Origin of the sequence: Bartonella ancashensis (assembly GCF_001281405.1) — a bacterium.
Lineage (GTDB): Bacteria > Pseudomonadota > Alphaproteobacteria > Rhizobiales > Rhizobiaceae > Bartonella > Bartonella ancashensis.
The window spans coordinates 234,479-258,773 of sequence record NZ_CP010401.1; the positions used below are offsets into that span (position 1 = coordinate 234,479).

A 24,295-nucleotide genomic window follows, 5' to 3' on the forward strand; every position below is an offset into this window, starting at 1 on the left:
GAGTTCATTTGGCAAAATAAGAGCGCTAGCAACACCTACAAAAAGCCTTTTTGATGATATAAGAGTGGTTGATCAAGAGTAAAAGGAGAGGTCTTTATGGAAGATGAAAGATTAGAGCTTGGACATTTTGTGGGCCCGTTTGCAAAATCAATGATACAGCTTAACAGGGAACCTTTCCCAAAACGTTTTGACTCGTCTTATCTGCAGCATATTCATAAATGTTTGTTTGAGAATATACTGGAAACAGCGGGACAGTTTCGTGATCTTACTATGCTTCCTTTCCAGAAGTTGCATGCCTTCTATGGACAAAAGATACCAGGAAAGGCCTCATTGTTTCAGAATATGGATTTTACCACAGAACGGGACAAGCTTAACCAATTGGATGAGCTTATAGCTTCTAAGAATAATTTTCAAGGTTTGTCACGTGAAGAGTTCGTCAAACATGCAGTAAATGTATTTTCTCAACTGCACTCTATACGTCCTTTTGTACACGGTAATGATATTGTAGGAAGAATATTTCTTGTGAGACTTTCTAGAGCTGCAGGTCACACATTGGATTTTTCTCTTGTTACAAGTAAAGCTCTAGAAGCTGCTCTTAAACAAATAACAGAGCATGGTGATACACAGCTGCTGCACGACATGTTTGAAAACATCTCCAATCCAGATAAAAAAGTTCTTCTAAAAGAGTGCATAGATCATCTGGATTCGACTGGCGTTGAAAACGTCAAAAAGCTTAATCTTGTTCTAGCAAAAGAAGGAGTTACTTATCGGGGAATATTTCGAGGTGCTGGAAAGGAAGGTTGTTTTATTCAAGGAAAGGACCTTGATGGAAAACTTAGTAATTGTGTGGTTATTTGCAAAAAAGAACAAGTTGCACCAAACTTATTAAGAACACTGAAAAATGGTGATCATGTCTCCTTTACAACCCCAATGACCTTTGACACGCTCATTCCAAAAGAGAATGTAAAAGATCTTACAGAGGATGAGATCTGCAAAAAAACTCTGGAAGCTTCGCAAATTCAGAGCAGCGTAAAGCAAATCCAAAAATTTTCAAAAATTGTTTACGGCAATGAGCGAGTATTGGATCCTTACCTAAAAGGGGTAGAGAATGATGTTAATGCGGGGAAGGAAGTTGCTCAGAAAATTAAGGATAATCCTAAATCTATTGCAAAACTTGCGGGTTATAAATTTTTGTGCTTCAAAAGCTCAAGGCGTAGGGCTGCCGAAAGGTGTGTTGATTCTCTTGCTAAATCGGTTAGTGATCATGCCGAAGCTTTGCAATGTGCTAGAAGAAAAGTGATCCTTGAACACGAAGACGAGCAGAGGCGTAAAGGATGCGATGTTGCAATGCCAAGTAAAAAATTGCAAGATCTCGTTTCTTTACCAGAGGGAGAACGGGTCAAGATCTTATCTCAAGCTCCTGATTTGAAAAAAGAGCTTTTTGATTATGTCGATGCAATTCGTTACCGTCTTTCACAAGATGAGCATAAGGCAATAAAAGAGAGCAGCTATGTAGAGCTTGCTAAAAGTGTCGGCACATCAGTTAGACGTGCTGAAGATATTGCAACCGTAGCTAAACATTTTGGGGAAGTAAAAGACAAAGCAATATTCCAATTGGCAGTTGCAAAGGCTCGTGGTATTGGTCAGGGTGCATCCTTACAACAATAGAAAGCATCTTCGTTCTTCTGTGCAGTCCGCGCTTAGGAAATTTATTGGATTAATAAGGTCATTTTTTTGAGTTTTTTTTGACGTAGATACTCAATAGTTTCAGTAACGTGTCTGCTGCTATCGGTAGGATTTTTTTCATAGAAAGAGTAAATCAAGAGGAATTCGTCAAGGCGAGATGGAAGTGTTTGTCCAATCAAACAAGGAGACTCCTCCCCTGCTTTTAAAATGGCTGTGACACTACCTTTGAGTATTGACGTAGCCATCAGAGAGTTCGGGAGGATGAGTGTATTTATACCGAAATGATCAAAGTAGCAAAATGATCTCTGATGTATGATTTATGAAAATGAAAAAAATTAAAGCATATTCTCCTACTCCAAGTCACCTTAACTACCTGTACCCTGGTACTGAAACATTAAGAAATAAATATGGCATAACGAACCATACAGAGTATGAGACAAGGTGTGCACATGACACAGCCCAAGCAGCAGTTAATTTATGCTACGAGCCCTTGCCAGAAAAATTTAATTATTCTTATCTGAAGTACATCCACAAACGCTTATTTGAAAAGACATTCGAATGGGCTGGATATCCACGCAATTTCCCCTTTACATTTTCAGATGGTAGCATTGCTTATATGCCAAGCATGAGAAAAGAGGATTCAGAATTTTGTTTTGTATCTGGAGATAGAATTCAAGAAAGCTTTGAACTTGTGGATAACAAAATTTCTGAGATGAATAATTTAAAAGGCTTGTCACGTCAAGATTTCATTAGAAATGCTGCAGCAATATTTGCAGCTATCAACGATATACATCCTTTCCGAGAAGGAAATGGACGCACACAACGAGCATTTTTTGAACGATTGGGTGAAGCAGCTAATCACAAGTTAGACTTCTCTCTCGTAACAAGAGCCCGAATGAATTTTGCTAGCATCCAAGCAATGAAGCATTACAATATGCAACCATTGCAACATATATTTGAAGATATTTCTAATCCAGACAAAAAGCTCATTTTAAGAGAGTTCATAGATGACATGAAGGCCTGCAATTTCGATGTTGATGAGCATCGTGTCATTGCAGCGCAAGAAGGAGAAACTTATAATGGGATATATAGAAAAACTGGCCTGGAAGGTTGCTATATTCAAATAGGTAATGATATGGTTATATGTAAAAAGGAGGAAATCTCTCCAGAATTGTTAAGAACATTAAAAAGTGGTGATCATATCTCCTTCACAGCACCAATAGGCTATGACACACTCATTCCAAAGGAAGAGTTTAGACCGCTCACACAAAATGAGATATATATAAAAGCCTCTGAAAACCGAAAAGTTCAAATGATCTTTCAACGAGTCCAACAATCATCGAAGATTGTCTATGGCAATCCTAACGTATTGATGTACAAAATAAATCAGATAAAGAACAATCCAAGTTTGGGTAACTCTGTTGCCCAACAAATTGAGAGATCTCCTGAATCTGTTGCAAAGCTTGCAGGTAGAAAATGTTTCTGGATTAAAAATCAAACACGTAAAAATGCTGAACGCCACATTCCTCTTTTATGTACTATGATTAAAAATTATGTGTACGCCCTTGAAAATATTCACAAAAAAATAACTCAAGACCAACTAAGAGAGCAAAAACGCGAAAAATACAGTGTTGCAATGCCGAGTAAAGAATTACGAGAGCTCTTTTCCTTATCAAAAGAACAACAAAAGGACGCTCTGTCCCGTACTCCGGATCTAGAAAAAAACTTAAAAATTATATGCGCATACTCAATGCTCGCCTTTCACTCAAGGAGCGTGAAATGATCAGGAATGGTAATTATAAAGAACTCTCTGAAAGTATTGGTACATCCGTTAAGCACGCGAAGAAAATTGCAGAAACAGTTAGGAACACTCAAAATGCACATAAACAAACTCAAATCTTCAGAAGAAAACAATCAAGATTAATGATGATCGCCAGCTAAAATGCAGGACTGTGCTATTTTAACGAGCATAAATAGGAAAATTTTTCTTCCTTTACTTACAGATGATTTAGTCTTTTTTTCAACAATAGAATGAATAAGCAGTTATTTTATTTTGAGGAGAGAAATGTTTATTACCCAAGAAGATCACCTTACTCTGTATCCGAGCTAGATCTCGAGGAATTTATAAATATACAAGCAAAATAAATACCAATTTATGAGGGAATGGTAAGCCATTGATAATGGCGAATTATTCTACACCTCTCAAACGAGAGGAATCACAAAAAAGCTTCCGAGGCACATGATTCTACCAGCAAACCTGACATGCCTGAAGAGATAAATTCTTCCTCTAAACACCTTATATCCTTGCAGATCTCAATGAACATAGGGAAGAAAAAAGCACAAAACTAGAACACCAAGATTTATTAACAATAAGACTCAACAACTATAGCTACCCTGATAGCTCTGTGCTAAAAAAATAAATATGGAATAACAGATCCTGAAAAATTTCACGTAAAATGCATACATGATTCGGCACAAGAAACGATCAACTTACTGCAAGAACCCTCACAGAAAAGATTCGATTCTTCCTACATAAAATACATTCATAAATGCTTATTTGGAAACACATTCGAATAGGCTTGATGTACCCATAATGGACCTTTTACATTTCCAAATGGTAGTGTAGCTTAAGCACCAATAATGCACAAACTGGATTTTCCTCTTGTCTTTGCAACTTATAACAGAGTTAGCACTGGTCTACAAAATTTAAACCAGAGACTTTTTGCAAAGAATAATTTAAAATCTATCATGCGAAGAATTTATCAAAGATGCCGCAGAATTATTTTCTTAATCTTAATTACATACACCTCTTTAGAGAAGGAAATGGACCTGTACAACGGTTATTTTTCTACAAGCTTGTAGAAGAAGCCAATCATAAACTAGATTTTTTTCTTGTAACAAATAAACGCATGACCTCCACCTGCATTGCAGCGATGGGCTGTGATGACTTCAAACCAACACAACATATGTTCGAAGATATTTCCAATCCGTATAAAATAGATCTCTTTAAAAAATGCATAATACATATTGACAAATATTGTCTCATTGCAGCAAAGGAAGGCCTAACTTATACTGGAATTTACAGAGGGACTGGATGGGAAGGTTTTTTTATTAAAACCGATGATAATATAGTCGCTTGTAAAAGAGAGGAAATCACACCAGAATTGCTAAAAACTTTGAAAAAGGGAGATCCTATCACATTTACAGCGCTACCAATTCACAACATACTCATTCCAAAAGAATGAACTGCCGCCTCTCACAAAAAAAGCAATCTCTGAAAAAATTTTAAATAACAGTGATGTTAGAAAAAATCTGAGTAAAATTCAGGAGTTATCGAAGATTATTTATGGCAATGCAGAAATATTGGATGAAAAAATGAAGCTTATTCAAGAAGACCACAATTTAGCTTTAAACATTGCTCAACAAATTAAAAAATCTCCTACATTTATCTCAGATCTTACAGGAAAGACGCCTCTTTTTATAAAAGATCAAACACGCAAAGATGCTGAACAAAACATTACTTCTCTTTGTTATGCAATTGGAGATCATGCATCTACCCTCAAGCATGTTGAGAATAAAATCACCCAAGAACATCTTGGAACCAAATGTGCAAAAAGCATACTGTCTCAACACCTGATAAAATCTGCAAAAACTCTTTTCACTACAAAAAGAACAACAGGAAACAATCTTATCTTCATCGCCTTCTCTACGATAGGAACTCGATGCCTATCAAAGGCACTCAACAATCGTCTTTCAGTCAATGAAAAACAGGCAATAGAACAAGATAATTACATGGAACTCGCTAACAGCATCGGCACATCAATTAAGAATGCTAAGAAAATTGCCCAAATAATGAAGCTTGCAAAGGAAGCGCAAAAGCAAGCTGGAATATCTAAAATTGATCGGTCAAAAGCGATGGCTGTAAAATACTAAAAATCACAAATTAATATCATTGCAATAAATGAGTAAGCAGCAATAGAAAAAACCCTTTACGTGTAAGAGATATTCTCATAACGTATCTATTAATTGGACATAATGATAAAATTGCGATAAAATACGGCAAAGGTGTGTTGAATATGTTCTTTTTATGTTTCAATGTCAGTAATGGTTTTGGTTCTTTGATGCTCTCTTTTCCTCTTCATATGTTGTTTTTGGTTATGAACAATGTGGGAGAAGAATTGCTTGATCTGACCTTGTGTCTTGTTTTTTCTATGGCATTTACTTTTTGTCTGCTTAGTGAGTCTCTTTTGAGAAAAATATCCAATCGTGTTTTAAATACCTTCTCTGATGTTCTGGTTTCTCGTTGTACTATTTATAAGATAGAATTTTTAAACCCTGTAATCATCTTTAGCACTGTCATGAGTTTTATTCCCCATTGTCTTATGCACTTAGATATCAATTACCTCAAGCGTAAGTATGTGCGAGTGACTCTTATGCATATCGGAGTTCTTCAATATGAAACGGAATTAAACTACCAAAAAGAAAAGCTATTTTTCTTTTTAAGAGATTTGTGAGCGCATTAAATCTCAATTTAACGAAAGGGAGGTCACTTATGGTAAATAATCATGGTACTGATGCTGTAGAACAAGGCGGTATATTGATCCCAGAAAAAAGATTCATACCCCTCACGCCCAATGAATTATCTCAGGAATGTACAAAACGTCCCTCTATTCAATCAAGTCGCGCGGAGATTCAAAGGTTAGCACGGCTTGTTTATACTGATCCAGAAAAATTTGAACAAATGCTAGATGAGGCACAAAGTGACCAACATACATTTAAATACCTCTCCAGATTAATCACAAAACAGCCTAAAAGTGTTACAAAACTTTTAGGGAAAAAGTCCTTGTTAAGGAAAAATAAGGAGCGTAAAAATGCTGAACGACACGCCAGTCTTCTTGCATTTTCTTTAAAACAACATGCAGAGCTCCTCAAAAATACTAAAGAACAAGCCATTGCTGAACATCGGCAAAGGTATGAGGTATCAAAAACATCTTGTGTTGAGTCTCCAAACGACAGCTTAGGTCATTTATTTTCTTTACCAAAAAAGCAACAGATAGATGCCTTGTCTAAGTCTCCTCATCTAGCGCAAGAACTTTATAATTATAAACAAGCACTCGATAATCGTCTCTCAACGAGTGAGCGTAACGCCATCATGCTTGGTGACTACGAAAAGCTTTCTGAAAGCTTGGGTGTATCCATTGAACAGGCAAAAGAGGTTAGGACCACCTTCAAGCTCACTATGGATGCATTTAATCGTTTTGAAAAATCTAAAACTCGTCGATCAAAAAAGTTAAATACATATTTAGCAAAAAATCTGAAAAACACTACCTCCTCTGAACCCCATATCGATTCTATTAAATTCGATGCCGATGTCGAAGAAAAAGTGGATGTATTGATCCCGCGAACGAGATCACGTCCCTCCACAACGGATGACATGTCTCAACAATCTGGAAAAGATTACTATATTCAGGCAAATCTTAAAGAAATTCAGCACTTGGCAAAAATTGTTTATGCTGATCCAACAAAATTAGACAAAATAATAAGCGTAAATCAAAATAATTCACGCTCTCTTAAGTCTCTTTCTTGGTCCATTCACAAAAAGCCTCAAGACATTTCTCAGCTTGCAGGGAGAAAATTTTTCTTCATAAAAGATAAAACACGTAGAAATGCTGAAAAATATGTCCCTATTCTCTCAATGGCTGTTGGACGTCACGCAAGAATCCTTGACTATATTAAAGAAAATCCTTCTCTTCTACATCAGGGAAAACGAAGAACGAATGACATGTCTCAACAACCTGCAAGAGATTACTATATTCAGACAAATCTTAGGAAAATTCAGCGATTGGCAAAAATTGTTTATGCTGATCCAACAGGATTAAACAAAATAATAAACGTGAATGGAGACGATTCATGCTCTCTTAGGTCTCTTTCTGGATTCATTCAAAAAAACCCTCAAAATATTTCTAAGCTTGCAGGGAAAAAATCTTTCTTCACAAAAAATGAAATACGTAGAAACGCTGAAAAATGTGTTCCTATTCTCGCAGAGGCCGTTAAACATCACGCAATAATCCTTGAGCATATTAAACTTCTAAATCAGGAAAAACAAAGAGATGCAGAGCGCGTTGTTCACTTCCCAAGCAAAAATTTAACCACCTTATTTTTTTGCCACAAGAAAAACAGAGAGAAGCTTTATCCCTGAACCCTAGGCTAGCAGAAGAACTCAACGACTACGCGAAAACATTCAACGCTCAGCTTTCAGAAAGTGAACGTAAAGCAATCATGAATAACGATCATGAAGAAGTTTCCAGAAGTCTTAATGTATCTGTTGAAAGAGCGAGAGAGGTTGTAAAAATATTTAAGCTTACCACAGATGCGTGTTCCGAGGCTAAACAACTCCAAATTATTAGAGAAAAAAAATTAATTGAAAGCCTACGAACTGCTCAGGATGATGAAAGAACTGTTCAATGCTGTTTTTGGTAATAATCTGAAAGCATCATATGGGAGATCTCCACAGCTTCAACTTGGTTAAGAGGGAGTCCTTTTTCTATGGATTATCATACCATTATGGATGAGTAGTATCTTGTTAATAAAAATAACAGGTGTGGTGTTCCCTCTTTTTCTGACAATCAGAGGCCCCGGATAATGAAGTGGCATTCTTCCTCGGTGTCTTGCAGAGATTTTGGTGCCATAAAGACATGTCTACTTCATTGCGTATGATTATTTGGAATAATGGATCAGAATGCGTTGAAATTTTCTTTTCTGCATGAAGAGTTTGAGATACATGGCAGTATATTAACCACTAGTGGAGCAAGGCATTTTACGTAGGTGAACTGAATTGAAAATTTGTAGATGCCCTGAATCGCCAATAATAAAAAGTGCACATAAAACCATAGTAAAAGGAGGAAATTCTTTATACCAAAAGATAGCCATGTTAATGGGTAAAAAGAAGTTCAAGAAGTATTAATTCCAGATGTAAAATGGTAATTTCTATCTAGCAGAGTAGATTAGCTTAGTGGTTTCAGGAAATCTTTCCACTCAAGCAAGCCTTGGTAACTTGAGATATTATCAAGACTTATCCGTCATAATCCGATAACGATATACAATGAGTATTAAAAGAAAAGATTCCTCTTTTTTAAGAAAGTCTTCTGAGGAAATTTGAAAATCTCGTTCATCTTTTGTTAGGTTTGCGGGCAAACGGCATGCTTTTATAAAAGATCGAACATGTGTCTAAAGTGAGCATTTTACTCCTGCTCCTAGTGTCACAGTTTAAAGAGCATGTCAGCATTATCAAATGTGCTAAAAGAAAAGTTACTTTGCTACATAAAAGATGGCAAAAATCCTTGGAACTTACCGTTGAAGTTCCAAAAAATTTGGAAAATTTTCTTTCCTCTCCGAGAAAAATAAGTGAACATTTCACACCAACATCTAAAAGAAAAATAGCTGCATTGGAGTAACCAACCCTTGCCTCTTTCTCGCCAAATAGTCATCGGATAATTGAGAACGAAAGTTATGCAAATCTTTCTAAAAATTTTGATATCTCCATCAAAAAGAAAAAATTACGACTATTGTTCAATCTACACAAATCCGGAAACCTGTGGTGTAACCATTAATATTATCCTTTTATTTACCAAGATCATCCTAGCACTATTACATAAATATAAGTAAATTTAATTACTTAAGGAGTAAAAAATTTATGGGAAATGATAAAGAACTATTGATCCCAAGAGCAAGATTAGAATCCCTCACAGAAAGTAGTCTCTACAGAAGAATTTTAGCAGATCATTACACTCAAGAAAGTTTGAAAACAATTCAGCAATTGTCAGAGGTTGTTTATGGTGATCCCACAATATTAGACACCCAAATAGGTATGAGAGGAAGGGATAAAACCCTATTCAAACAGCTTGCTCAAAAAATTAACTTATACCCCGAATCTATTGCTCCACTTGCAGGATCACGGTGCTTTTTCATAAATAATCCAGAGCGTGTGAATTCCAGAACTTCTATCCCTCTTCTCTGTTCTGCAATTGAGAAGCATGCAGAAATTATCCAAGCTGTTGAAGAAAAAATCATGATACAACATCAAAGAGATCGAGAGCGCCTAGCGCATTCTGTTAAAGCTCCAACAGGAGATCTCAAAAATTTTCTTCTTTCATCACCAGAGCAACAAAAAGAAGCTTTACTGAAAAATCCTGAATTAGAAAAAAGTCTTAACCATTACATGAAAGAACTTGATGCTCGTCTTTCAGTGAATGAATATACTGCAATCAAAAATAAAAATTATGGTGAACTTGCCCAAAGTACATGTGTATCAATTGAGCAAGCACAAAAGATCGCAAACATAGTTCATCTTACTCAAAAAGCACGACAGCAAGCTCAAAATTTTAAGATAGGTCAAGCAGAAGACATCTCCAAAAGTTTAGGAACAAGTAAAATGAGTGAAAAAATTGCTACACGCAGCATATTCAAATAACTTGAAGATATTAAGTAAACGAGCCCAAAATTGATTCAGAAAGATAATGGTTATAATCGGTTAAATTTGTAGATATTCACTTTTTTAAATTACATAAAAGGAGAGAAAATATTTAAAATTTTTAGCAGATAAAAATTCTTTGATCTTCCCCATCGAGATTTGACGTGCAATAATATTTTCAAATATACAAAGGTATTACTAGTTCTTTTTTTAGTTTCTATTACTTTTTTGTTCTGTAATATTTATTGAGGATTATAGCTCTCTAATGAACTCAAGGGAGAGTATTACAATAAAAAGTTGTTTGTATTCTTGAAACCATTCTCGATGTTCCTGTGTTTTTATTATGCTTTTTATGAAAAATGTACCCAAGTTCCTCTATGGGGAAAGTATAAAACAATACGAAATTATACTCTAAAATACGCAAATTCCATGATTACCATCAGCATACTAACCAAGATATATTTCTTTTTCACTTATTTAACCCAACATAACTCACTCATACGAATCAAATATGCAAAAGAGAATTCCATTTGAAAAAGAAATGATAACAAACTTTGGAGATGTGGCCTAGAGTGGTGATGGAGCGCTCTCCCTTTTTCACATGGGATCACTGAAAGGCACACCTAGGGAAGTGTAAGGTTTGGTCTAAAACATCATGCAACTTGAGAGAGGTGCTTTTCTTTACAAGCACCTCGCATTTTTTTATGATAATTAAGGATAGAAATTGGTACTGATACAGTCGACAAATTCAGGCAAGGGGTGATTCTATGGCACGACATAAAAATTTCGGTGTGTTTGTACTTAAAAGCCCCAGAAAAGTATTAATTCCAAGTATACAGTCGTCACCCCTCGCAGCACGCAGGCTATATTATATGATTGCAGAAGATTATCGTGTTAAAACAAGTATCAGCGAAATCCAACAACTATCAAAAATTGTGTATGATAATCCAACAGCCGTCAGCGAAAAAATTGGCGAACAAAATGGAGATGTAGCTTTTTTAAAAAATTTTTCTAAAAAATTCAATAAGAACCCTAAATTTGTTGCAAATTTCGCGGGGTCTTGTTATTTTTTTATGAAAGATCAGAGACGTAAAGACGCTGAAAAGTGTCTTCCTTTCCTAAAGAAAAAAATTGAACAGCATGCGCGCATTGTTGAACATATTCGCGAGCAGATTATTCAAAAACAAGAACAGGAGAAAGAACGCGTAAAGCGTCCTGTCGAAGTACCAGACCGTGATTTGAAAAATCTCATTTCCTTGTCGCAGAAAAAACAGATGGAGAGATTATCTAAGAGTTCTAGGTTAAGACTAGAGCTTCGTGACTATATGGGAGAAATTAATCAACGTCTTTCATTTAGCGAACGTCAAGCAATAGCAAGAGGTGATCATGAATATATTTCTAAAAGTTTTGGTGTATCCCCTAAACAAGCAAAAAAAATTGTGAAGATAGTCACACTTACCAAAGAAGCACACCGACGATCTCAAGATGTCACAATTAACCTGGCAAAACAAGCAATTCTGAATTCAAGAAAATTCCAAACAAATGAACCAATGAATGAAAATATCATCATACATCATATTTGAGGATTCAAATGGGTTATCTTCTGATGAAAAATTAATTAAAAGAGGTAATAGCCATCATCATAAATAAAAAATGATATCATCCCTTTTTCTCATGAACGGCATATCTCAATTCAAGAAGACGCTTAAAGCTTGCCCTTAGACTGACCAAAATAATGTAAAACATGTTTTGATGGTTTGTAAATATGTGATTTTTATGTGATAGCTGGTCGTATCTTTCCATTTATTTGAGTCTTTTAAGATTAGTTAAAAAAACTCAACGCATTATGCCTTTTTGAAGATACTGCAGAGAAATTATAAATTCTCTTTACCAATGAATTATTGTGCATAAAAAATACCATATCCATAAAGGTAAGATATTTAATTTCCTTCCTTATCTCTGATAACAAGGAAATGCAATTCAAAACAGACAAAACGGATATATAATTTTTATTATTTTTCATATTGACTTTTATAAAAAAATTCCTATAGCAGAAGGTATTATTGAGGAGAAATTTTTCAGCTTGTATTTGGGAGGCATTTTTAAAAATGCAAGCTGTTCTTTTTCAGTCAGAACGATTTGCGTGATCTGAATCAGGAGGATTTGCACAATACGGTGGGGGTGCTGGTTATCGTTGAAGGGATTGCTTCGCGTTAGTCGAAGGGATTTTTTCGCGTTACGAGGGGATTTGGGTTCGTATGTGCGTGGGATCACAATGATCGAATAGAAACCCGGAATGGAGTCAACTAATCTAAAGAAATGGGAGGCTATTGCAATGAAGCGTAGTGAAGTAAAAACACTGAAAAAGGAAGAAGCGTCCGGAGAGACATTAGGTGCAAGGGACGCGCAATCTGCTTTTGATAGGGATCTTGTCGCTGGTGAGCATGGTGAACAAGCACACTCGCTTCAAACAGCAGACGGTACGCTGCAATACACAGGGACACGAGGACCGTCTGGGCCTGCAGGGGAGACTTTATCCCAAGGCGAACCTAACTTGGGTGTAGAGTCCCTTCCTTCCTCAGAAGCGGAGGAGTCGTTTTCTTTGAATCCGTTTTTTTCGGATGATGAGTCTACCGGAGAATTCCAGGGGTCTCGGCAGGATTTTTCCTCTTCAAACTTCGGAGAAGGGGGGATATCTTCAGCCGTGGAAACGACGCATTTTCAAAGTGTTCAAATGAGGGGGATTGCAGAAGAATCTAAAGCGGTAAGGAAGTCGTTAAAGTACACAAGGAGTGTAGAAGCCTCTTTTGATGTAGTGAGTTTCTCTTCCGATAGAAGTATCGAAAGATTACAGCAACCTCGAGACATACTCATCCCATCTACAGAACAGACAACTCTCTCAGAAAGTGAGATAGCACGCAGAGTTGCGGACGATGACCACATAAAAGCAAGTTATGAACAAATTGAGCGACTCTCGAAAATTGTTTATGGTAATGAAGCTGTTCTCCAGAGAGAAATTTCTCGAACTGGAGGAGACCCAACATTAATTCATCGTCTCTCTGAAGATGTTAAGAACAATCCTGCGAGTATCTCTAGACTTGCAGGATCTCAATTTACACGCTTAGCAGATGCCACACGTTTACCGTCTCTTGTTATGAAAACCATGGGACGTACAGAGGCTGAAGAACATGTTCCTTTCCTTTCTTTCATACTTCGCAACCACGCGAAAATAGTTGAATTCACCAGAGACAGGATAGTTGCAGAGCATCGTGATATGCAGAAACGTCGGGAGAACCCTGTTGAAGCACCAAGCAAAGAGTTATCGAGGCTCTTCCTTTTCTCAAAAGGACAGCAAATAGGTGTTTTGTCTGAACTTCCTGAATTACGAGATGCGGTCTGTTGTTATGCAGCAGTACTTAATGCCGCTCTTTCGAAGGATGAACAAAAAGCTATCCAGGATAATGACATTAGGAAATTGGCTGAAAGCCTTAACTTGTCTTTTGAAAGAGCAGGGAAAATTGCAGAGACTTTTAACCTAGTTAAAGATATACAAGAGAGCGCTCAACAAATTGAAATCAATGCAGCAAGAGGCGCTGTTGTGGAGTTTAGGAAGCAGCACAGCAGTAGAGCCGTAATGCCTTCCTTTTGAGGATCTGAAAACATTAACTAAAACTTCTGTACTCGGAATTTATCAGGAAAACATAATCCTTGTTAGTTTGGGTTATAGGGTTTTGTTATCTTAAACACCATAAGGAGAGTGTCAGAGAATTTTCTTCCTATGGTGTTGTTGTGGTGTGTCTCGGTGAACTAGATACTGAGGTTGTCATGCTAGCTGACAGAAGATAGCAAAGGGATTTTGTTGTGAAACTCGTAGATTCTTTACATTTTTAGCATAATCATTGGTATTTTTATTCAAGAAATTGCAGTTTGCACCACAAAAACAAAAGATTTTATAGAAAGCCTTAGAGATATTGGAATTTTGTCAATAACTGAACTTAAAAAAACGGTATTCTCTCCATAAATAAGTAACATATGTGGCGTTATTTACACAAAATGATATTTTAGACATTTTTTGTTTTGATTTTTTCTGAAAAATTCTCATAATATCCCCCCGTGATAGGAAAGATATGCGTGATTTGTCTGTGACATTGCGTGGTGAGGGGGGTTCTATCCGAAGAGGATTTTCCGTATTGCAAACAATCTTGCTATCATAGAGATTGTTTTACTCTGTAAGCGGGCTGGGAATTTAGGGAGCTCACATAGAGATTTGTCGGAAAATTTCTAAACAAGAGCATAAATCTAAATCTACGAGGTTGGCTATTATGGAAAAAAATGTACATGGTGCAACATCCGCTCAAGTGAGTGCTGCAAGTGAAAATTATACTGCAGAGGGACAGAGGGCCACGAATCAGGAAATTCTGATTCATGGATCAAGAAAATGTGTCAAATCTTTCTCGCCAGAAGAAATGATTACAATGATCCGTGATGACTACTATGTTCAAGAAAGCTGTAAAGAAATCAGGCGGTTATCGAAGATTGTTTATGGCGATAAATCTGTGTTGGATGGAGTAATGGAGCAAGCTGTGGAATTTCCTCTGTCGATGTATGATTTTCTTGAAAAAATGAAAAATGATCCTGTATCCGTTTCTAAGCTTGCAGGAATTAAAACTTCGTTCTTCAAAAACAAAAAACGTGAAGCTGCCGAACAAAATATTTCTTCTCTGGAGTTTATGGTTGAAAATCATATAAAGGTTATCGGGTATGCTAAAGAAAGAATTATCGATGACTATCAGAAGGCATATGAACGCGGTAAGATCTCCGTTCCTGAACCAAGTAAGAATTTAATGAAGCTCTTTTTCTTATCACCAACACAACAAAGGGAATCTTTGTCTCAATCTCCTGAGATGAAATCAGAGCTTGATGATTATGTGAAACTCCTCGATCGGCGTCTCTCCCCAAATGATCATAAGGCTATCCAAGAGAATCGTCTTACGGACCTTGCTGAAAGTGTTGATGTATCTCCTAAGCAAGCAGAAAAAATTGCAGAAATAGTTAAGCTTGCGAAAAGCGCGCAACAGCAAGTTCAACAACCTCAAACTAAACAGCAACAGATGGTGCGTTCATTATAGCTATACTTAAAAAAAACACGAGCGAAAGAATCACTAGGCTTTCGCTCATTTGTTTGCGAATGTAGCTATTTTCACAAAGTTAATCGCGATAATATAACTTTAAATATATTAGAGATGCGGCCCCATTAATTCTAGCAACAATTGCTATCTTTTTTAAGTTGTCCCTTTCATCTTCGATACGCTTTATTCTTTGCAAATGACGAAAATGATACGTTGTTTTTACTGTGTATCTTGATTTTTTTTCAAAACATCCATTGCCTAAATTATTAAATATTTTACACCTTTGCATAGTAGCTTTTTATACTTCTAAAGCAACTTTAATATCATGCCCCTCTAATCACATTGGGCATAAAATCAATATCCTTTTACATAAGCCAATAAAAGATAATACAAAGCCACACATCCAAAAAAATAGCACCATAGCCAGCTTATAACGAGTATTATTCTTTCACTCACCTGCAATATTGCAGCTTTTTAAAGCCTTTAAAACAAAAAATATCCATTGAATAGCATCATGGATATATTTCACAGATACAGTAAAATTTTCCAAAGATATAATAAGATCTCAAGAAACAATAAACCACCATGGGTAAATAATACCCTATTCATGCAGATGCTACTCCCTTGTCTTTTAAGTAATAAAGCTCCAGAAAATAAAAAAATAGGTTTTTTACTGTTTAAACCTAATTTAGCTGACATTCCTAAAAAATTAAGCAACACCAAAATGCCTGTGCTATCGTAAGATATTGGTTGGAACAACAAAGTATTTTTACGTTAAGGCCCTTTACGACATGGATGGCCAATCTATTTAAAATTAAAGATGAAAGCAATGTTAGTCATCACTGAAAGCGCCGCTCTGCTCTACGCAAGATAGATCAAACCTAAAGATAGGTGAGCGCATCGCGTTATAATGATGAAACAAAATCAACTTAATAAGGCAGAGGGAGGCCTTTATGACAAAAAATACCTCTACATCTTACACACCATCTTATAGCTTTAAAAAAGCACAACACTACTGTGCAATACCCAGTTCTATCACCACCCCCTACACATTTATGAAGAGACAGCTCTCCTCTAAAATTTTTAAATCGCTTGGTGCATCTGCAAACTACACTGCATAATAAGGGGAACTATTATTATGGAAAATATAAACAAACAATTTCAAAATTATAGCTACCCTGATACTTCTGTCCTAAAGAATAAATACGGAGCAGTAGATTTTCTACAATTTGAAGAATTATGTGCGCATGGTGTGGCAAAGGCAATGATCAATTTACAAAATGAACCTTTGCCAGAGAAATTTGATTCCTCCTATTTAAAATATATTCACAAACGCTTATTTGGAAACACATTTGAATGGGCAGGACATACACGTGATATCCCCTTTAAATTTTCAGATGGCTCCGTTGCTTGGGCACCCGCAATGCACAAAGCAGACTCACCCCTTGCCTTTGCAATTAACGATGACATTCAAGAAGGTTTGCAAGTTGTAGATTATGCAATTAATGAAAGAAATAATTTAAGAGGTTTATCACACAAAGAATTCGTTGAAGAAGCTACGGAAATATTTACCACTCTGAACTATATACACCCTTTTAGAGAAGGTAATGGACGTACACAACGAGTATTTTGTGAAAAACTCGCCCAAGCGGCTGGGCATAAACTAGATTTTTCTCTCGTAACAAACAAACGTATGACCGATGTCAGTATTGCAGCAATGAGAAATAATTTAGAGCCCATGCAACATATGCTAGAAGATATCTCTAATCCAGATAAAAGTCGTCTCTTAAGAGAATTTATAGATCATACAAAAAGCCTCAAATACGGTAGTGTTGATTACCGTTATGTTTCTGTAGCAGAAGAAAATACAACCATCATGGGAAACTTCATAATTGCTAAAAATGAATGTTTTGTTATTGATACAGGAGATTCCTTAGTTATTTGCCCAAAAGCAGACATACCTAAAGATCAATTAGAAGGATTACAACCTGGTGATTTTATGGTCTTTACATCCCCAAAAGCTCCAGAAATTCTGATCCCAGACAAAAAGATGGGCCCTCTCCCAAAAGGAGAACTATCTGAAATGACTGCAAAAGATGACTGCGTTCAAGAAAATATTAGACAAATTAAAGAATTATCAAAAATCATCTATAATAATCCGACAATATTAGACGAAAAAATAAACCAGATCCGACAAAATCCAAGCTTAGCTAAAGAGCTTGCCCAAAAAATTGAAAATGATCCCGAATCTATTTCTAAATTTGCAGGAAAAAAGCATCTAATCTTTAAAAATCAAGCACGAAAAGATGCTGAAAGACATGTTTCTTCTCTTAGCACTGTAATTGAAAACCATCCAGACATCCTTAAACATACCGAAACTAAAATCACTCAAGACTACCAGAAAGAGCAAGAGCGCAAAGACAAAGCTATTGAAGCACCTGATAAGGACTTAAAAAATTTCTTTTCCTTATCACAGGAAAAACAGAAAGACACCTTATCTCAATTTCCTAAACTAAGGCAAAAATTCAGTGATTATGCAAAAAAAATCAGTGATCGTCTTTCACCAAAAGAACACAAAGCGATCAGAGACAACGACCACCAACAACTTTCTAAAACTGTTGGTGTCTGCATTGAAAAAGCTAAGGAAATTGCAGAAGTAGTTAAACTCACCAAGGACATCCAAAAACAAATTCAAACACTCAAACTCGATCAATCCAAACAAATGGCTATGGCCCACTAATGGTCCACTAAAAGTCATGCAGCCACGTTATTTTAATGAATACACATGAGCGAAAAGACAAAAATCTCTAGCTCATGTTCAAGCTGTTATTTTTTGCCAAAATCTGATGCCGGAGAAAAACTATGAATAAGACATGGCAAGATATGTAATGATATAGTTTTAACTTATTTCAAACGGCAATCGTTTTAAATCACCAGGACTCTTTGCATTTGTTAGTCTGTTATTACCAACCACCAATGAAAATAATTGTTAAACTCAGAGTGACTATTTTGTGAATTTGCTGCATTTTTTAATGCCCATTCATATAGTCTTTAAGAGCACTCTTCTTCGCATACTTTTTTATGAAAATGCAAAAGGAACCATAATGCTGCAAACAATAAGAAGGAAAACACCCACCGGTAATATCAACGAATGATCACGCCATTTGCAAATTTTAGCGTATATCTGCACATTTTTTCTTATTGAATAATTTGTTAAGCTGAGAGCCAAACGCCATAATTAAGATGGTGAAACTTCAATATCAAAATAATCTTAAAGCATAAACCACTATTCTATACAAAAGCAACTTATGTAACAATTTGATAACGTACGCTGCAGAAAAAACTAAACCTATGCCCCGTCCTCCATATGTTGTTCTTAATTTTGATCACGTCCATTTGCCTATACATGAGCAAAAGCCGTTCTTCTATTCCCAATCCATATGCTTATAATGAGACCTATCATCTTAGCAAACTTTCATTACACCCTTTAACTGACTAATTTTGAATTCTTGGTTTTTTTTCTGCATATCTCTTCCTACTGAAGCTATCGCTGCGATCATTTCTGCTTGTTCGTTAGAAACACCAACAGACGCAGCTAACCTCGTATAATCACCGGACTCAATAGCTGCATGTTCACTTTTTGAAAGACGAGCATTGAGCGCCCGCATATAAACATTTAATTCTTTTCTAACAGAAGTATCTTCGAACAGGATCTTTTCCTGCTGCCTTTCGGATGAGGAAAATAAATCTCGCAAACGTTCGCTTGGTATTTCAACAGCGGTTCCCATACGTTCTTGTTCTTTTTGATATTTCTTAATACTCCTCTCTCGTACACATTTTATAATTTCTCCATGGTTTGCGATTGAATTAACGAGACAAGAAACCGCCCGTTCGGCATTTCTACGTGCACCATTCCTCAGACATAGATATCTTTTTCCGGCAAGTCGAGCAAAACTCTCAGGATTTCTCTTAATTTGTTGAGTAAGCTTCTGAGCTAAATCTTGATTTAGTTGAATGTCTTTTATTTTTTCGTCTAATATTGCTGGATTGGTATAGATGGTCTGCGATAATTTTCTTATCTCCCTAATACTCTTTTGAACTAAATCATCTTTTGCAATCATTTCAGACAGTTCTCTTTCCTGGAGAGGCCCAATATTTTTTTCTGGGATCAAAATTTCTGGAGCTTCACGCGGTGTAAAGATCATAAGATCGCCATGACGTAAATCTTGCAATTGATATTTTTGGAGTTCTTTCACAGGGCAAATGACCAAGGTATTCCCCGTATTAATGAGGAACATTTCCTCTTTGATACCTGCAAAAGTCCCTGTAACTCTTATACCTTCTCTTGCTACAACAATATGACGATTTTCAACACCGCTTTTTTTAAAAGTTGCATGCCTAAAGAAATTTTCTAAAGTAAGTCTTTTTTTGGGATTAGAAATATCCTCGAACATGTGCCGCATTGGTGATAGATTGTCATAGTCCATTGCTTCAGCACAAACATCCTTCATGCGTCTTTTTGTTACAAGAGAAAAACTTAATTCATGGCCCGTGGCTGCCGCTAATCTTTCGAAGAATAATTGCTGCGTACGAATATTCCCATCTCTAAAAGGATGCACCCAATTAAGAAAAGCAAACAGCATTGTAACATCCTTAACAAATTCTTTGCGCGACAAACCTCTCAAATTATTCCTTTCGAGGAGTGTCTTATCAAAATTCTTCAAATGCCTTTCAATTTCATCACTCGACGCGAAATGAGAATACGCTCCCGATTTTTTCATTTCTGGCATATAAGCAACGGTGCCATCTCGAAATTTAAAAGGTGCATCGCGAGTACACCCAGCCCACTCAAATACCTCTCTAAATAAACGTTTATGAAGATATTTAAGATAAGAAGAATTAAAATGCTCTGGATATGGTTCTCGTTGCAATAAAACCATTTCTGTTGCGATACCATGTGCACATCTCGCCTCAAGTTGCTCAGAACTTGCTATTTTATATCTATTCTTTAATACATTGGTACCAAAATAGAGATAATTTCCATGAAATGCTTTTCCTGTTGGCATGTGCCGTCTCCTCACCACTAAATCTAGTGCGCAAATTATGCAACACTTTGAATGTTCCAGAAGAGAAGTCGTCCGTCCCCTCCGAATGCACAAAAGATTAGCATCCAAATCTGGATACCTCATGACCTCTTTGCGGTTTTTTTGTTGTAACTTTTCGAAACGCAGGATATGAGGTCACTTTTTACCACAAAAGATTCCTCAAACTTTTTTTCTTACATTGAACACGTACAGAGGCCACGCCCTTAAAAAAAACTCCTTATGCTATTACCATTCCCCACGAAGCACATCAGCTTCCTCAGTGGCAGCTGAGACCCTGTCTCCATATTGAAAATTTAAACTCACGCTGTAACTTTACCGTATCAGTAATAACCCATCTCAGTTAGACCATTAAATATTACGATAAAGCGGATATCCTTCCCCCGTGGGTTAATATATTTTCTGCCAAAATAAAACGAAAAACGTATAGAAACATTATTGTTTCTGCCTAGTCTTAGCCTGCTTAACTCTGAAAAAAGGTATCACGCATATTAATTAACCTTATCAATAAAAAATATTTTTCCTAAACAATTTAATTATCTAGAAAAAAATTTCTGTACTTTACAAAACTTTCCCAGAATACTTTATCTCTTTGTAGTTTTTCGCATTTATAAATATGGCAAAATAATGATTATGTAGAAAAATGAGAAAAACTTGCGATAAATTTTAGGACACAATCCTATATCTTTTATGATTCGATTATAAAGATTTGAACGTTCGATCATACAAGAAACATGACGAAAGACTGAAATTAAAATAATTTCAGATTGTAGAGCATGTGCCAATAAAATTTCCTCCATGAAAAGGCATTATGAACGAGCTTTCAGAGTGTAAAGAATCTTTTGCAAATAGTCAAACCATTGTGGATTAATATTTTTCATTAATGAAGGTGAATATATGTAATATCCTTCATTCCCTTGCAATCGATCGGCCTAAAGCAACGAAAGATAGTCTCTTTACACATCCTTTATATTGTTATAAGGGGGGGAGAATTTTTGCCGTTGTTTGAAAGGCTTGTTCATTCTGAGAAAAGTATAGACCCTGAATTCTACGAATGTGCGGTGTTATATTGATAGAACAAGAACCGATGCAATGAAGATAAAGGGAGGAGCCTTTATGATAGAAAATAATTCTACGCCTTTTTACCTTGAAGAAGGAATTTTAGAGCGTTTTGCTCTAATGGTTGGTCTATGTCCACTCAACGGAAAATAGAATTTATCTGAAGGAAAATTTTCGTTTTCTCTTTAGATGTTCGGATTACTTCTGTCACTCTTTAGAGTTGTGTTTGGTAGTATGGAGGAGACTGTCATGAAAGAAAAACCAAATCCCCAAAGTTATTTCTATCCTCGTTCTGAAGTTCTAAAGAACAAGTATGGGATAAAAGATGCCGCTGAACTTAAAAAAATATGTCTAAAGAACGCGCTAGAGGCATCTGCTGATTTGCGAAATGAGCCACTTCCAGAAGAGATTAATTCCTTTTATCTTCTATATCTCCATAGACGCCTCTTTGAGAAAACATTTGGATGGGCTGGTCATACGCGTGATGCGGCGTTTGCATTTCCGGATGGCACTTTTGCCCAGATGCTAGAGATGAAGTCGGATACGGGTTTTCATTTTGCGCACGGTCTAGAGATTAAAAGAGGTTTATATAACTTTGATAAAACCCTTCGTGAAAAAGATTATCTAAAAAACCTGTCACACGGAGAATTTGTTCGAGAAGTAACGCCACTATTTGTTTCTCTTGACTGGATACGCCCATTTAAAGAAGGAAATAGACAGACACAAAAGTTGTTCTTTGAAAAACTAGCTAACGCTGCAGGTTATACATTAGACTTTTCTCTTGTGACAAATCAGCGTTTCAAGAATGCTTGTATTGAAGCAATGGAACGCGATAATCTGGAACCGATGCGGCATATGTTTAAGGATATTTCTCAACCCCAAAAGATGGCTCTCTCAAGGGAGGTCTTTTCTGACGCGGGTGCTGTTAAGAAAAAACATTTTGAAACTCCAAATATTGTCGCGGCGAAAGATGGTGCAACTGTTGAGGGAGTTTTTGTAAATGCTAGAGAAAACACACTCACCATTAATATGAAAAATGATCCGGTTACTAGTCCTTCAAACAAAATAGAGGTTGGTAAAATAGATGCATTGCGCGCTGATGATCACAAGTGTTTTACACCTCTAGACACATCAGAAATATTGATACCTGGAATAACCATGAGGCCCCTTACACCAAATAGATTATCCACGATGCTTAAGGACGATCCCCATGTCCAAAAGAGCCTTGAGGATATTCAAAGGTTATCGCATGTTGTTTATGGTAATCCAGCGAAACTAGATAAAGAGATGGCCATGATCCTTGATAATCCAAAATTTTCTTTAATACTTGCTGAAAAAATTCAAGATGATCCCGCGTCGATCGCTAAGCTTGCAGGTGCAAAGCACATTTTATGGAAGAATGATTTGCGTAAAAATGCTGAAAATCATGCTCGTTTTCTCAGTGACGCGATTGTAAAACACGGAGAAATCGTCTCACATATACAAGATAATGTCCTTAAGGAGTATCAACAAGAACAGGAACGCCAAAGATACCCTGTTGTAAAGCCGAGTGAATCACTGCAAAGGTATCTTTCTTTACCTCTAAAATACCGGAAAGAACTCCTTTCTTATCCTGGTATGAAAAGAGAGCTTAATGATTTTGTTAAGGCGCTTAATAACCGCCTTCCACAGAGTGCACATAAAGCCATTGAAGAAGGCAACCATGCGGAGTTTGCAAAAGCTATTGATGTGCCCTTTGATCAAGCACAGAAAATAGCAGAAATTGTTACAGCCGCTAAGGACGTACATAAGTACGTTCAAGTACCCGCTGTTAATCGGGCACAAAACGCCGTCATTAGCCATGCTTCGTTAACATGATAAATTGCTATTCTGATGCATAGGGAAAAGCAGTAAAAAAAGCTTTTTCTTGCAAGGATGCTGTTGTTTTTATAGAAACTGGATGTAGTAAAATAACTTCAAAAGGAAATTATAGATGTGAATGTGGTGATGCACATTCACATCTATGTTGTGGTTTATTTTTTTAAGATATAAGTCTAGGCTTTCTTCAATAGCGACTTCTTCGCTTTTTTGTGGCTCCCTTTCTTTTTGAACTTATATGAGTAAAAGAAGAGAGTTTCTGACCCAAAACGATCCCGATTTAGATCCCAATTTTTCTCATAGCACTCGTTTTGTATTTGAGCACATAAAAAGAATAGCCTGTGTTCTAAAGTCATTGCGATGTTGCTCTCTCTTTAGCATAAACTAAGCACTAACCTTCTCATGCAGATATTTACACTAACCTTTTCGCACAGATATTCACACGGATATGATATAAGGGCGGCATGGTATTATGTGCAAAATTCATAAGCCTTGCGAAAATCTTCAGAATTATTATGGATATTGCTCCTACCCATCCGTGGCGCAGCGTCATGGCCTCTTTATACCTTCTGATAAAATATATATAAACACTCTTTTTATAAAAAAACATCATGTATTATTTCTCCAAAAATATTTTAAAAAAAGATAAATAACTGTAAATAAATAAATAACTGTAAATAAATACTTTTTTTGCTAAAACTGATGTATATGGTACTTCATATTTTTATTAATCAAGAAACAGTGTCTTTACATCTTCTTTATCTTATCATAGATAGGAAGAAGGTTGGTTTCCGTTTAGGAGCTTATCCGCTTCACGAAAAATGTAAATCTTGCTGTTTTGTGAGTGAACGGTATTGCGTTGGTCAAACGGAAACTACGGGAAGAGTTTTTATGACGGAGGATCGTTCTATATCCTTAGCGCTGAATGCAATCATGAACGTGTTGTTGAGAACTCAACTCTGATTATTGAGAATTCACGCGCTTAAAATAAA

Annotated in this window: 16 protein-coding genes; 14 read left to right on the forward strand and 2 right to left on the reverse strand. The window is 36.3% G+C overall.

Annotated elements, in window-relative coordinates; translation table 11 throughout:
- Positions 1-96 precede the first annotated feature (96 nt).
- Complete coding sequence (locus PU02_RS01065) at positions 97-1,668, forward strand: BID domain-containing T4SS effector (RefSeq protein WP_053943700.1); 1,572 nt, start codon at positions 97-99, stop codon at positions 1,666-1,668.
- A gap of 41 nt (positions 1,669-1,709) precedes the next feature.
- Here PU02_RS01065 and PU02_RS01070 read toward each other — a convergent pair whose 3' ends face one another.
- Entirely contained in the window at positions 1,710-1,931 is a 222-nt protein-coding gene (locus PU02_RS01070) for a hypothetical protein (protein WP_053943701.1), read from the reverse strand.
- An 80-nt stretch (positions 1,932-2,011) separates the two neighbouring features.
- On the opposite strand from PU02_RS01070, the gene PU02_RS01075 reads away from it, so the two are divergent.
- From PU02_RS01075 to PU02_RS01135, 12 genes are all read left to right on the forward strand, one after another.
- On the forward strand, positions 2,012-3,469 hold the full coding sequence (locus PU02_RS01075) for a BID domain-containing T4SS effector (RefSeq protein WP_053943702.1): 1,458 nt from the start codon (positions 2,012-2,014) through the stop codon (positions 3,467-3,469).
- Entirely contained in the window at positions 3,466-3,627 is a 162-nt protein-coding gene (locus PU02_RS06800; protein WP_158404011.1) for a hypothetical protein, read from the forward strand. Before PU02_RS01075 ends, PU02_RS06800 begins: the two co-directional genes overlap by 4 nt.
- An 827-nt stretch (positions 3,628-4,454) precedes the next feature.
- A complete protein-coding gene (locus tag PU02_RS06655; protein WP_053943703.1) occupies positions 4,455-4,931 on the forward strand; it encodes a hypothetical protein in 477 nt (158 codons plus the stop codon).
- Between the two features lie 25 nt (positions 4,932-4,956).
- On the forward strand, positions 4,957-5,619 hold the full coding sequence (locus PU02_RS06660) for a BID domain-containing T4SS effector (protein ID WP_257719833.1): 663 nt from the start codon (positions 4,957-4,959) through the stop codon (positions 5,617-5,619).
- A gap of 143 nt (positions 5,620-5,762) precedes the next feature.
- Positions 5,763-6,200: a hypothetical protein gene (locus tag PU02_RS01090; RefSeq protein WP_053943705.1), complete on the forward strand. Its 438-nt coding sequence runs from the start codon at positions 5,763-5,765 to the stop codon at positions 6,198-6,200.
- Between the two features lie 38 nt (positions 6,201-6,238).
- Positions 6,239-7,885 (forward strand): BID domain-containing T4SS effector, encoded by a 1,647-nt coding sequence (locus PU02_RS01095; RefSeq protein WP_053943706.1) that lies wholly within the window; start codon positions 6,239-6,241, stop codon positions 7,883-7,885.
- 80 nt (positions 7,886-7,965) lie between these two features.
- A complete protein-coding gene (locus tag PU02_RS06805; RefSeq protein ID WP_158404012.1) occupies positions 7,966-8,166 on the forward strand; it encodes a hypothetical protein in 201 nt (66 codons plus the stop codon).
- Between the two features lie 1,213 nt (positions 8,167-9,379).
- Positions 9,380-10,156 (forward strand): BID domain-containing T4SS effector, encoded by a 777-nt coding sequence (locus PU02_RS01105; protein WP_053943708.1) that lies wholly within the window; start codon positions 9,380-9,382, stop codon positions 10,154-10,156.
- A gap of 872 nt (positions 10,157-11,028) precedes the next feature.
- Positions 11,029-11,739, forward strand: coding sequence for a BID domain-containing T4SS effector (locus tag PU02_RS01110; protein WP_158404013.1), 711 nt, complete (start codon positions 11,029-11,031; stop codon positions 11,737-11,739).
- Between the two features lie 752 nt (positions 11,740-12,491).
- Complete coding sequence (locus tag PU02_RS01115) at positions 12,492-13,805, forward strand: BID domain-containing T4SS effector (protein ID WP_158404014.1); 1,314 nt, start codon at positions 12,492-12,494, stop codon at positions 13,803-13,805.
- A 673-nt stretch (positions 13,806-14,478) separates the two neighbouring features.
- Positions 14,479-15,285: a BID domain-containing T4SS effector gene (locus tag PU02_RS01120; RefSeq protein WP_053943711.1), complete on the forward strand. Its 807-nt coding sequence runs from the start codon at positions 14,479-14,481 to the stop codon at positions 15,283-15,285.
- 1,138 nt (positions 15,286-16,423) lie between these two features.
- On the forward strand, positions 16,424-18,025 hold the full coding sequence (locus PU02_RS01135; protein WP_053943714.1) for a BID domain-containing T4SS effector: 1,602 nt from the start codon (positions 16,424-16,426) through the stop codon (positions 18,023-18,025).
- A 724-nt stretch (positions 18,026-18,749) separates the two neighbouring features.
- Here PU02_RS01135 and PU02_RS01140 read toward each other — a convergent pair.
- Positions 18,750-20,351, reverse strand: a complete 1,602-nt coding sequence (locus PU02_RS01140; RefSeq protein WP_053943715.1) for a BID domain-containing T4SS effector — start codon at positions 20,349-20,351, stop codon at positions 18,750-18,752.
- A 1,344-nt stretch (positions 20,352-21,695) separates the two neighbouring features.
- Here PU02_RS01140 and PU02_RS01145 point away from each other — a divergent pair.
- A complete protein-coding gene (locus PU02_RS01145) occupies positions 21,696-23,303 on the forward strand; it encodes a BID domain-containing T4SS effector (RefSeq protein WP_158404015.1) in 1,608 nt (535 codons plus the stop codon).
- Positions 23,304-24,295: the final 992 nt, after the last annotated feature.